15 protein-coding genes are annotated in these 12,375 nt (G+C 39.4%); all 15 read right to left on the minus strand.

Annotation, left to right across the window (positions count from 1 at the left end):
- Positions 1-19 precede the first annotated feature (19 nt).
- The 15 genes from HMPREF2619_RS04550 to trpX all read right to left on the minus strand — a co-directional run bounded on the left by HMPREF2619_RS04550 (position 20) and on the right by trpX (position 11,968).
- Positions 20-184 (minus strand): hypothetical protein, encoded by a 165-nt coding sequence (locus HMPREF2619_RS04550; RefSeq protein ID WP_049502767.1) that lies wholly within the window; start codon positions 182-184, stop codon positions 20-22.
- Positions 185-193: 9 nt separating this feature from the next.
- Complete coding sequence (obgE, locus tag HMPREF2619_RS04555; protein WP_045763293.1) at positions 194-1,504, minus strand: GTPase ObgE; 1,311 nt, start codon at positions 1,502-1,504, stop codon at positions 194-196.
- Positions 1,505-1,579: 75 nt separating this feature from the next.
- Positions 1,580-1,714 carry a DUF4044 domain-containing protein gene (locus HMPREF2619_RS04560; RefSeq protein WP_000863850.1) on the minus strand — a complete coding sequence of 45 codons (135 nt, stop codon included), beginning with the start codon at positions 1,712-1,714 and terminating at the stop codon, positions 1,580-1,582.
- Between the two features lie 29 nt (positions 1,715-1,743).
- Positions 1,744-1,935, minus strand: a complete 192-nt coding sequence (locus tag HMPREF2619_RS04565; RefSeq protein ID WP_000726417.1) for a PspC domain-containing protein — start codon at positions 1,933-1,935, stop codon at positions 1,744-1,746.
- 26 nt (positions 1,936-1,961) lie between these two features.
- Entirely contained in the window at positions 1,962-3,278 is a 1,317-nt protein-coding gene (locus HMPREF2619_RS04570; protein ID WP_070459411.1) for a glycosyltransferase family 4 protein, read from the minus strand.
- Between the two features lie 8 nt (positions 3,279-3,286).
- Positions 3,287-4,339: a glycosyltransferase family 4 protein gene (locus HMPREF2619_RS04575; RefSeq protein WP_261673717.1), complete on the minus strand. Its 1,053-nt coding sequence runs from the start codon at positions 4,337-4,339 to the stop codon at positions 3,287-3,289.
- A 100-nt stretch (positions 4,340-4,439) separates the two neighbouring features.
- Positions 4,440-4,769 (minus strand): metal-sulfur cluster assembly factor, encoded by a 330-nt coding sequence (locus HMPREF2619_RS04580; RefSeq protein ID WP_000331926.1) that lies wholly within the window; start codon positions 4,767-4,769, stop codon positions 4,440-4,442.
- Between the two features lie 17 nt (positions 4,770-4,786).
- Entirely contained in the window at positions 4,787-5,896 is a 1,110-nt protein-coding gene (rpoD, locus tag HMPREF2619_RS04585) for an RNA polymerase sigma factor RpoD (protein ID WP_000201894.1), read from the minus strand.
- Between the two features lie 2 nt (positions 5,897-5,898).
- The gene (gene dnaG / locus HMPREF2619_RS04590) at positions 5,899-7,659 is read right to left on the minus strand and encodes a DNA primase (RefSeq protein ID WP_070459414.1); all 1,761 of its coding nucleotides are present in this window, start codon (positions 7,657-7,659) and stop codon (positions 5,899-5,901) included.
- 103 nt (positions 7,660-7,762) lie between these two features.
- Positions 7,763-8,146 (minus strand): hypothetical protein, encoded by a 384-nt coding sequence (locus tag HMPREF2619_RS04595; RefSeq protein WP_070459417.1) that lies wholly within the window; start codon positions 8,144-8,146, stop codon positions 7,763-7,765.
- A 69-nt stretch (positions 8,147-8,215) separates the two neighbouring features.
- The gene (locus tag HMPREF2619_RS04600) at positions 8,216-8,641 is read right to left on the minus strand and encodes a hypothetical protein (RefSeq protein ID WP_070459422.1); all 426 of its coding nucleotides are present in this window, start codon (positions 8,639-8,641) and stop codon (positions 8,216-8,218) included.
- Positions 8,642-8,689: 48 nt separating this feature from the next.
- Entirely contained in the window at positions 8,690-9,121 is a 432-nt protein-coding gene (locus HMPREF2619_RS04605) for a hypothetical protein (RefSeq protein WP_070459425.1), read from the minus strand.
- A gap of 162 nt (positions 9,122-9,283) precedes the next feature.
- Entirely contained in the window at positions 9,284-10,042 is a 759-nt protein-coding gene (locus HMPREF2619_RS04610; RefSeq protein WP_070459428.1) for an ABC transporter ATP-binding protein, read from the minus strand.
- Positions 10,039-10,905, minus strand: coding sequence for an ABC transporter permease (locus tag HMPREF2619_RS04615; RefSeq protein ID WP_070459431.1), 867 nt, complete (start codon positions 10,903-10,905; stop codon positions 10,039-10,041). The genes HMPREF2619_RS04610 and HMPREF2619_RS04615 overlap by 4 nt, the downstream gene beginning before the upstream one ends.
- A 61-nt stretch (positions 10,906-10,966) precedes the next feature.
- A complete protein-coding gene (trpX, locus tag HMPREF2619_RS04620) occupies positions 10,967-11,968 on the minus strand; it encodes a tryptophan ABC transporter substrate-binding protein (protein WP_070459434.1) in 1,002 nt (333 codons plus the stop codon).
- Positions 11,969-12,375: the final 407 nt, after the last annotated feature.

Raw genomic sequence — 12,375 nt, forward strand, 5'->3', positions numbered from 1 at the left:
TAATCATCACGGGTTTATTTTATGATTTGTTATTTTCAGCTTGCTTTTTAGTTCTTGCTAGTCTCAAAGCACGATTTGGATTGAGGCGATTAAACAGTTCTTCTAACTTCTTCTCATTCCAGACATCTGCTGCAGAAACAAAATTTCCATCAGCATCTCGGAAAGATATCGGTTTATCTCCCATCGCTATCTCCTAGTCTACAAATTCAAACTCAAACTTACCGATACGAACTAAATCTCCATCCTTGGCACCACGAGCACGAAGAGCTTCATCAACTCCCATACCACGCAACTGACGAGCAAATTTCATAACAGACTCATCGCGGTCAAAGTTAGTCATGTTAAAGAGTTTGATGAGTTTTTCACCTGAAAGTACCCAAGTTGCATCATCATCACGACTAATTTCAAATGGTTTTTCTTCTTCATCAAAGCCATAATAAACTTCTTCTTCCATTTCTGACTCATCATAAAGAAGGAATTCTGGGGTCTTATCAAGAAGTTCTGCCGTTGCATCTAATAAAGGTGCAAGACCTTGCTTGGTCAAACCTGAGATTGGGAAAATCGCTGGTAATTCCTCGAACTCATCAAAGTTAGTTGCCAATTTTTTCTTGAATTCTTCAAGGTTTTCCTGACTCTCTGGCATATCCATCTTATTAGCAACAATGATTTGGGGACGTTCCATGAGACGAAGATTGTAAGATTCCAACTCTTTGTTAATAGCTAGATAATCTTCGTAAGGATCGCGACCTTCACTGGCTGACATATCGATGATGTGAAGGATAACGCGAGTACGCTCAATATGGCGAAGAAACTGAGTTCCCAAGCCCACGCCTTGACTAGCACCTTCAATCAATCCAGGGAGGTCTGCCACTGCAAAGGACTCACCTGATTGAGTACGGACCATACCAAGATTTGGTACAATCGTGGTAAAGTGGTAGGCACCAATTTTAGGTTTTGCAGAGGTAATTACGCTGAGCAAAGTTGATTTTCCAACTGAAGGGAATCCAACCAAACCAACATCAGCAAGAATTTTAAGTTCTAACTGTAACTCGCGCTCCTGACCAGGTTCTCCATTCTCAGAAATCTCAGGAGCAGGATTTTTGGGTGTTGCAAAACGTATATTTCCACGGCCACCTCGACCACCGTGAGCAACGATAAACTCTTGGCCGTGCTCAATCAAGTCAGTGATAACTTTTCCAGTTTCTGCATCACGTACAGTTGTACCCTGAGGCACTCGAACAATCAAGTCCTCTGCTCCTCTACCATGCATTCCTTTGGTCATCCCTTTTTCACCCGATTGGGCTTTGAAATGACGATTGTAACGGAAGTCCATCAGGGTACGTAAACCTTCATCTACAACAAAGACAACGTTACCACCACGGCCTCCATCACCTCCCCATGGACCGCCATTAGGGACGTATTTTTCACGGCGAAAGGCAACCATCCCATCGCCACCATTTCCAGCCTTGACCTTGATCTTGGCTGTATCTAAAAACATACTCATATTCTTTTCTCACTCTAAAAAGGGCTGGGAAATCCCAGTCACCAACTATTACTACTTGCTAGAAAATCTAGCATTTTAAAATCTGCTAAATACACCAATGGCTGTAGCAAAGATACCTGCTAGGGTTACAAATAACATGATTAACACGACAAACATTGTTAGTTTTTCAAAGAAAGTTTTTTTACGTTTCCCATTATCACCAAATGCCATTTTTTCTCCTTTACTATAATACTCTAATCTTAAAATTCATCTGATACAGGAGCGATTGCCCACAAGATCAAGTAAGCAATAAGTCCAGCACCATAACAGAAAGCTAGAACTCCCCAAATCACACGTACAATTGTAGGGTCAATATCAAAATAATTAGCTAAACCAGCGCATACACCACCGATTTTTTGATCTCTACCACTTCTCATAAATTTCTTTTTCATTTTTTTATTTCCTTTCTTTGATTCGATTAATCGTTCAAATATTTTCTTAAATGACTCAACTGTTTTCTAGAAGCTTTCAACATACGTCTTGAACCCTTGACCGGCATAGACACTGCTTGTTGTGGTATATAGAATACTGTCTTTAAAATGCGTTTCGTAACAGGTTCATCTGCAGTCAATTCTTTTTCAAAATTATTTGAAATAGTAACATCTAGATAGAATTCATGCACTCTCTTAGCAAAATTCTCAGCTGAAATTTCATACAATTTTTCAGCCAAAAGTTTCTCATCCATCTTTGGAGTTGCAATTAAAGCTTCTAAAATAGCCCCTGCTAGATCTCTCTCTTCATAATAAAGCGTTCCAAACATTTTATGATTGATGAGGTTATCAAGATAGGGATTTCCATGAGCTATTACCGGAGTCTTACTTGCAAGACTTTCAAGATAGGTCAAGCCTTGAGTTTCACTAGTTGAAGCTGAGATAAAGAAGTCAGCAGCCTTATAGTAAAGTGCGGTCTCACTTGGAGCAATCATACCAGTAAAGATAACAGAATCTTGAATCCGTAAATCTGATGCTTGCTCCTTGAGATTTTCCAGATAAGGACCATCTCCAGCTACGACTAATTTAACATTTTGCTCTTCTTTTAGAACATCTGGAAATGCTGCCAGAACGGCTTGAATATTCTTCTCGTAAGAGACACGTGAAAGGCTAAGAAGCATCTTTTCATCTTCCTTAATACCTAGTTTAACCCGTAAGTCGGCGATATGTTTTGGTCCAATCTCAGGTCGTTCAAACTTGGCTAGCTCAATCCCTGTAGGAATCACTCGTTTTTCTACTTTGACCTTATAATCTGATAGAAGGTCTCGCACAATCTCACTTGGACAGATCACTCCATCAACATCATGAAGGAAGCCTCTCACAAGATACTTGACCATACCTGGACGAATCAACATCCCTTTAGCGATATAGTGAACATAATCTTCGTACTGGGTATGATAGGTATGAATGACTGGAATTTTCAATTCACGCGCTATCCAAATCCCTAATAAACCAAGAGAAAACTCAGTCTGCGTATGAATAATATCCAGCTTGTATTGCTTTGCTATCTCAAGAGCTTTTGTAAATCCACGATAGGCGAAACGACGATCCTTAAAGGCAAAGAAAGGAACACTAGGGATACGGATAATCTGCCAGTCTTCATAACGATTAACGTCCTTGTCTGTTGTTGTAAAGATAAAGACGGCATGTCCTTGCTTTTCAAGTTCTGTTTTTAAGGTTCGAATACTGGTCGCAACACCCGAGACCTGCGGGAAATAAGTATCTGTAAATAATCCAATTCGCATATACTACCTCATTTTTTTCCTAAAGCTGCTTGCTCCCGATAGAATTTTAGCCAGATTTCAAGAAGATGCTCTTCTGAATATTCTCTTGAAATGGCCTTAGCCTTTTCTTTTAATTCTTTTAGTGTTTCTGGATGCTCTCGATATTCCAAGATAGCCTCTTTCATCTCTTCTACATCACTTGTTGGTCTGTAATTTCCTTCAAGAATGACCTTGTAAAGATCTAGATCACGAAGCATAATGGGTGCTTCACAACTCGCAGCTTCTAAAATAGTCATTGGAAAGAGCTCGTTATAACTTGGAAGCAAGAAAAGATCAGCCAAGGCATAGAGTTCTCTCATCCGTTCTGGATCTACAATCCCTGGGAAAATTAGATTTTCAGGAGGATTATCCATAATCTTTTTATAGCGCTCATAACCATCGGTTATTCCCCCAAAAGAGAAGCCACCAGCCCAAATAAAAGTGATATCCGGTAATTCCTCAGCTAGAGTGATAAAGTCATCTATTCCTTTACGCTTCTGAACCTGACCTGCACCAACGACTACAAACTGATTCTCATCAATTCCCATATCTTTACGAAGTTGTTCAACTTGCTCTATAGGAAGCGGATGCCATTTTTCTTTGTTGACAAAGTTAGGAATATAGGTCACTTTTTCACGTGGAATTCCAGCAGCCACCAAATCTTCAATGAAGGTAGGATTGACCACAACCAGATGCTCCATACGGTCATAAAAAGAAAATACATAGCGTTTGACAATCCCCTTTAAGAAGAATGGAATCTTCAAACTACCTTCCAAGGTATCAGGTAAGAAGTGAACATAGCCAATCTTACGCCCAGAACGTTTTTTCTGAAAGGTCGAGAGATAATAAGGAAAATCAATCGTATGAAAATGAGTAACATCCGCTTCGATTGGAAGATTTTCTGTTACGATCAGTTGGTCTTTCGCATCTCGTTTTAAAAGCTGTACCAGTTCACGGTAAGCACCAGACACACCTTGGCCCGCCACTTTTTCACTTGAACTTAGCATATTGATGCGCAATTTCTCTTTTTCCATAGTAACCATTATACCATTTTCTTCAAATAAAATCAGCAAATAAAAAGAGAGATAGCATAAAAGCTGGGAATTTCCTGGCGTCTACACTATTTCTCTTTTTATAATTTACTCACTTGATGCCTAAAGCGATACGAGCGTAACGGCTCATTTTCTCAACTGTCCAAGCTGGATACCAAACTAATTTGACTTCAACGTTAGTAACCTCTGGAACATCCGTCATAGCATCATAGATTTGGTCGGTTAAAAGATCTGCCAAGGGACAACCCATGGTTGTCAAGGTCATATCAATTTCAGTCTCACCTGTATCGCCATCAAAACGAATCTCATAGATCAAACCTAGATTGACGATATCAATCCCCAACTCTGGGTCAATCACTTCTTCTAGTGCTGTCAAAATACGTGTTTTGATATTTTCAATCTGTTCTTCTGTGTAAGCCATCTTCACTCTCCCTTAACTTAATCTTCAATGAAATCACGAAGTGGTTTGCTTCGACTAGGCTGGCGAAGTTTTCTCAAAGCTTTGGCCTCAATCTGACGGATACGTTCACGCGTTACGTTAAAGACTTTACCAACATCCTCCAAGGTACGCATTTTCCCATCATCAAGACCAAAACGGAGACGCAAGACATTCTCTTCACGGTCAGTCAATGTGTCTAACACTTCATCCAACTGCTCACGCAAAACAATACGAGTTGTATAGTCCACTGGATTTTCAATCACTTCATCCTCGATAAAATCACCAAGGTGGCTGTCATCCTCTTCACCAATTGGTGTTTCAAGAGAAACCGGCTCTTGGGCAATCTTGAGGATTTCACGAACCTTGTCAGGTGTCATATCCATGCGTTCAGCGATTTGTTCAGGAGTTGGATCTTGTCCCAGCTCTTGAAGAAGATTACGTTGTTCACGAACAAGCTTGTTAATGGTTTCCACCATGTGAACTGGGATACGGATGGTACGAGCTTGGTCAGCAATGGCACGAGTAATAGCCTGACGAATCCACCAAGTCGCATAAGTTGAGAATTTGAACCCTTTAGAGTAGTCAAATTTATCAACGGCCTTCATCAAGCCCATGTTTCCTTCTTGGATCAAGTCAAGGAACTGCATTCCACGTCCAACATAACGTTTAGCAATAGATACTACCAAACGAAGGTTAGCTTCTGCAAGGCGTTGTTTAGCTTCGATATCACCTGCTTCAACAGCAAGGGCCAACTCTTTTTCCTCTTCATTTGTAAGCAGAGGCACAACTCCGATTTCTTTCAAATACATACGGACAGGGTCATTGACCTTAGCAGAGGTTGAACCAATCAAATCTTCATCAGTCAACTCTGGTTCTTCCTCAGTGCTCAAAACACGCGCACTTGGATTTCCTTCGTTGTCCGTAATTGAGATACCAGCATCTTGAATGCGTTGCAAAAGATTCTCAATACCTTCCACATCTAAAGTGAAGGGAATTACGAGGGCGTTATTGATTTCATCATCAGTTGCTGTACCAGTTTTTTTATGATTGCGAATAAATTCCGCTACTTGGACGTCAAAGGTTGTTACTTCTTTTTGTTTTGTTGCCATTCTTACTCCATTCTTCTTTTTTGGGCAATTAAGCGTTCTAGCTCTTCTAATGCGGTGTCTGTATCACCGACATGGCTAGCTTCCTGAACTTTCTTTTTAATTTGCAGATTTTCCTGATTCAAAAGAGCTCTTTTTCTAGACTCTTCCACTTCGGCTAACTCGTGAGGGGACATCTCAGGTGGCAAATCTAAGGCTAGGACTTGATACCAAGCACTCTCCACTTCTCTGGTCTGATGAGCCAAATCCTCAGATGAGATACTTCCATTATCAATCAATAGTCCATACAAGGTTTGAAACTCTGGAGTTTCAAAGATAAAATCCTCTCTTAAGTGATAGTCATTAAGCACCAAGGGATGTTCCATCATTCGGTAGAGGATATGAGCTTCCGCTCTCATCACTGCTGTCAGCTGCTTGGTAACAGACATAGTGACAGGACTCGGACTATAGGTCTCCTTGACCTTCTCCTTTCTCTGTCTGACACGACTTTCATTGACAATATGTTCGACTTGCTGATAGTCAAAAGATGGCAAGTGATCCGTCAAAATGTGGATGTAGGAATTCTGAGCTGTGATAGAGGGTTCCTTGGCGATTAAGGGGGCAATTTTCTCTATAAATTCAATCTGGGCTTGTAGATTTTCACTATTTTCAGGTCTGAAATGATGAATGTAAAACTCAACAGGACTAATGCGTGTATTGGTTAATAGATAAGCCAAGTCTTGAGGAGAGTTTTTCTGCAAATATTCATCCGGATCCATTGCGTCAGGAATCTGGACGACTTGGACAGGTAAATCTTTAAGCTCATCCAAGGCTTTCGCTGTGGCAGTTTGCCCAGCCTTATCTCCGTCATAAGTGACGATAACCTTTTTAGTAAAGCGTTTCAGATGCTCCACATGTTCACTCGTCAGTGCGGTACCCATAGAAGCAACTGCATTTTCAATACCAGCACGATAAGCCGCAATGACATCCATAAACCCTTCCATCAAGTAGATTTCAGGAGCCTTGCCCGAGCCTTTTTTTACCCTCTCCAAATGATATAATTCGTAACTTTTGTTAAAAATTGCCGTCGCTCGACTATTTTTATACTTTCCCGTTTGAGAATCGGTCTCTTGCCAAATTCGACCAGAAAAGGCAATCACCTTTCCTTGATCATTTGAGAGCGGGAACATAATGCGATTATGAAAGGTATCAAAAAATTGGTTACTTTCAGATAGATAAAACAAACCTGAATCCAGCAAGTCATTTTCGCTATAATCATCAGCTAAACGTTGATAGAGATACGAGCGTTCTGCTGGAGCCAAACCAATCATAAAATGCTTTAGAACATCATCTGTTAAGCCACGTTTATAGAGGTAGTTCCTAGCCTCCTCACCCATCTTAGTTGTCATGAGGATGGCATGATAAAACCGTGCAGCCTTGTCATGCATATCGTAGAGATTTTGATGCGGCGACCTAGGCTGTACAGAACCTTGAACAGGCGCTGCCATCTGAATCCCAAGTCTCTCAGCTAAGATCCTCACCGCATCCGCAAAGGTTACCTGCTGATACTCCTCGATAAACTTAAAAACATCTCCAGAACGACCACATCCAAAACAGTGGTAAAACTGCTTATCCTCGACCACGTTAAAGGAAGGAGTCTTTTCACCATGAAAAGGACAGAGCCCTAAAAAGTTCCGTCCAGATTTTTGTAAGGAAATCACTTCTCCTATGATTTCGACAATATTGGTATTGTTTTTGATCTCTTCGATGAGTCTCTTGTCAACCATAGACAATACCTCCATTTTATCACAGTTTACTCTAACTAGTATAGCTTATTTCTGAAAAAAAGTAAACCATTTCATACACTTTACATGAGACTATTTCATAAAACTAGCTAGTCACTTTCTCCACTTTTACATCATTTTCAGATACAATATCCACTAAAAAATGCGTCGACATTAATTTGTAGTGATGGAGCTTTTTATTAACTATATTTGCAGAAGCGACCAAGTCACCAAATTCTGCATTCTCGACTTCATAGATATAGTTGGTCAGATAAAGTGGTCTGTTCTTTGCTAATCCTTGCTCCCAGTAACTATCTATTAATTCTAAACTTTCGTAGACTGAACGGAAAGCCCAAACTTTTGTAAAGGTAAATTTAAATTTTTCTGAATCTTCCAAGTAGGCAATTAGAGTATCCCCATCTATATTTATCTCGATACCATAGTCACCAAAAGGAATAAAGCCCGGTTTAATTTTCGTCCATTTTTCCATATCAATTCTCCAAGTTCTATTTTCTGATAATTGTACTACAGCGGTGTACATGTTTATTTAGCAAATTTTCTAGTATTGACTGATACTTAACTCAGAATTCGCTGACACAAGAATCTCCACTACACTATCTTGAGTTATGATGATATAATGTTGTGAATACAGCGTTCCTGCACTACCATAGGCTGTATATCCGAGTTTATTCACTAATTGACTATTTTTGACTTCATAAATGATATTTTGGAAATTATTTTTTTCAAATTTTTTAAACATCTCTTTATCCAAAATTGCAGATAAATACAATTCCCTGCTAAAAAATCGTGCTTCATCATAACAAAAACATGATAATTTAAAACGGTTCTGTTCTCCAATCAGCCTAATTTCTTGACCATCTGACAAATTTGTCAACAAGACCTTTAACCTATAGTTATCTACAGGAATCAAACCTTTAAAGACTTCTACCCATTCTTCATTTTTAGTTTCTAGTTCTAATTTCATTTATACCTTCATTATTCTATTTTAACGTTTTAAACATCTGATTACTATCTATTTCACTTGATCTTCGAGATTATTTTTCAATATTCTGCTAATATACTGACCATCTTTTCTACTGATACAAGCCGTTGCAAAAGTCATTGGTGCTATATAAACTTCTCCTCTATAGGATGGATCAGTCAATACAGGCATAGAATAATAGGCATTCTTTTTATTTTTAAGGTCAATAAACCATTTACCTCCTAGATGCTTACGGAAGGTTTCACCGATATAAACGGTCAAATAATCCAACATCTGGCGGTCTGCTATCAAAACATGGTGGTCTTCGTAGTGAGCCAAGATCCAGGCCTCCAAATCATCCAAAGACTTCATGCTATAGTCTAAATGAAGGCCTTGTTCCTCTGCAAACTCCCTAGTAAAATAGTCCATCTTAAATCCAATTTGAAAAATCCATTCTTGAAAATCTTCTTGTGTGTAAGCCATATTTTTATCTCCTTACTTTTATCAATGTTTAAGATTCTTATACTGATTATACTCTAAAGTAAAACTGACGAAAAGGAAAAAAGTAATATTTAAAATTCACCAAAAAACTTAGAAGCAAAAGCCTACTTCTAAGTTTTTAAGGATGCTTGATTTAAAAATTATCTACTCAAAAAGTTGATAGTAATCGGAAATTTTCATCTTGGCTTTTTCATCCTTATTCAAATCTTGGATGATTTGTCCATCTTTCATAACAATCAAGCGATTTCCATACTTGAGAGCATCTTCCATATGGTGAGTAATCATCAAAGCTGTTAGATGGTCCTTGTTGATAAAGTCATTTGTCAATTCCATCAAGGCCACACTTGTTTTAGGGTCAAGGGCTGCTGTATGTTCATCCAACAAAAGGAGTTCTGGACGCTTCAAGGTCGCCATCAATAGACTCAAAGCCTGTCTTTGTCCACCAGACAAAAATTCAATCGGTGTATCCAAGTGTTTTTCTAGACCATTTCCCACCTTCTCAATGGTCGCTTGAAATTCTTCCTTATAGGATGACAATTTTCTTGGAAAAAGTCCACGTTTTTCCCCACGAAACTTTGCAATCAAGAGGTTTTCTGCAACGGTCATACGAGGGGCAGTTCCCATTTTGGGATCTTGGAAGACACGAGAGAGATACTTGGCACGTTTCTCAGGGCTAAAATGAGTCACATCCTCACCCATGATACGAATGCTACCACTGGTTAAAGGTAAAGTTCCCGCAATGCTATTAAATAGGGTTGACTTGCCTGCACCATTTCCACCCAAAATTGTGATGAAGTCATGTTCATAAATATCAAGTGAAACATCGTTTAAAATAATCTTTTCTTCGTCAAAGCCATTTGTCACAATTTTTGTGGCATTTCTTAATTCTACAATTGCTGTCATTTGCTTAACTTGACTCCTTTCAAGTATTTATCCTTAAGGGTTGGAATTACCAAGCAAGTTGCTAGGATAAGGGCACTGTATAGACGGAGGTAGCTGGTGTTAAAGCCGAGAGCAATGACTCCCCATACCAAGAATTGATAGCTGATGGAACCAACTACAATAGTAACCAAGCGTTCTGCTAGGGTAAGACTCTTGAAGAGGACTTCACCGATAATCAAGCTAGCAAGACCAACAACGATAACACCGATACCACGAGAGACATCCGCATAACCTTCTTGTTGAGCGATAAGTCCGCCAGCAAGTGCGATTACACCATTTGACAAGACCAAGCCCATAAGCTCCATACGTCCTGTATTGATACCAAAACTACGAGCCATGTCTGGATTATCCCCTGTAGCGATATAGGCCTGTCCAAGTTTGGTATCTAGGAAGAAAAGCATGAGAAGGATAACCAAAGTCACAAAGATTAAACCTGTCAGTAATTGATTAACCTCTGATGAGAATGGAAGAACATCCTGGATTTGTTTTGTTCCTAAGAGTCCAAGGTTAGCCCGTCCCATAATCATGAGCATGATAGAATGACAAGAAGTCATGACTAAAATTCCTGATAGAAGAGTTGGAATCTTTCCTTTGGTATACAATAGTCCAGCTGCTAAACCAGCAAGACAACCTGCTCCTACAGCCGCTAAAGTCGCAAGAAAAGGATTGACTCCTTGCGTAATCAGAGTCACTGCTACAGCTCCTCCCAAGGGGAAAGAGCCCTCCGTTGTCATATCTGGGAAGTTCAGGATTCGAAAGGTCATAAAGATTCCTAAACCTAGGATAGCCCAGACCAATCCCTGTGAAATAATAGATATTAGCATGTTTGATTCGTTTCCTTTATTCTAAAAATTGGAGGAGATGTCTCCAACTCCTCCTTCATTCTTATTCGATTACTTGACCAGCTTCTTTGAGAACTGATTCAGGAATTGTGATTCCAAGTTCTTGAGCGACTTTTTTGTTGATAACCGATTTACCAGTTGAGAAGACATTAACTGGTGTATCTGCAGGTTTTTCCCCCTTCAAGACTTTAGCAATCATTTTACCAGTAGCAACACCAAGATCGTGTTGGTCAACAACCACTGATGCCAAACCACCTGCTTCTACCATGGCAGTTGCACTTGGGTAGATTGGTTTTTTAGCTGTTTGGTTGCTTGATACTACAGTTGAGAATGCAGATGCGATTGTGTTGTCGATTGGAACCCAGATTGCATCTACTTTACCAGTCATAACATTAACTGTTGAAGCAATTTCGTTCGTTGAAGGAACTGCAAATGTTTCTACTTTCAAACCAGCTTTTTCAGCATAAGTTTTGAATTCTTCAACTTGTGATTTTGAGTTATCTTCACTACTTGAGTAAAGAGCTCCAACCGTCTTGACATCAGGAGTCAATGTCTTGATCAATTCAACCTGTTGTTGAGCAGGGTTGTGGTCAGACACCCCAGTGATGTTCCCACCTGGTTTCTCCAAGTTTTGTACAAGGTTAGCTCCAACTGGGTCTGTAATAGCTGCCATGATAACAGGAAGGTCTTTTGTTGCACTTGCAAGACCTTGAGCTGCTGGTGTTGCAATACCGACAACGACATCATTTCCATTTGCCACCAATTGTTTACTCATTGTCGCAACCTTACTTTGGTCACCTTCTGAGTTCATAAAGTCGATTTTAATTTGGTCACCTTTATAGCCTTCTTCAGCAAGTCCATCTTGGATACCTTGGTAAATCAAATCGAGTGATGGGTGGCTGACAAACTGTAGAACACCAACCTTAGCAGTTTTATTTGCTGTCTCAGTTTTAGTTTCTTGCTTCGTTAAGCTAGAATATACCAAGCTTCCACCAACTACAAGTGCTAATGCTACGATAATACCGAGTAGACGTTTGTTTTTCATAATTTTCTCCTTATTTCTTCTTAACTTATTATTTTTTTATTCAATCACTTATTCAAGCGACGCCATCGTTTGATTTCCATAATTTTTCCTCCCCATAGAAAAAGTCCTCACACAAAAAACTTGTGTGAGGACGTCGATGCGCGGTGCCACCTCAATTATAGGAACTAGTCCTATCGCTCTTACTCGCAAAAACGAGTTGCACTGTAAGGTGTGCTCACCGAATTCTTATGATTTCAAATTCTTAATAACATCCAGCCCAATTTTCATCACTTCCATCTATCTGTTTTCACCAACCACAGACTCTCTAAAAAATTTCAATGATTACTTTCTGAATGGTTAAATTATATCATTTTACTAAAACTTGTCAAGGGTTTTCATAAAATATTTTTAAAAAAGTGTAAAATTAG

Origin of the sequence: Streptococcus sp. HMSC074B11, from assembly GCF_001808705.1 — a bacterium.
GTDB lineage: Bacteria > Bacillota > Bacilli > Lactobacillales > Streptococcaceae > Streptococcus.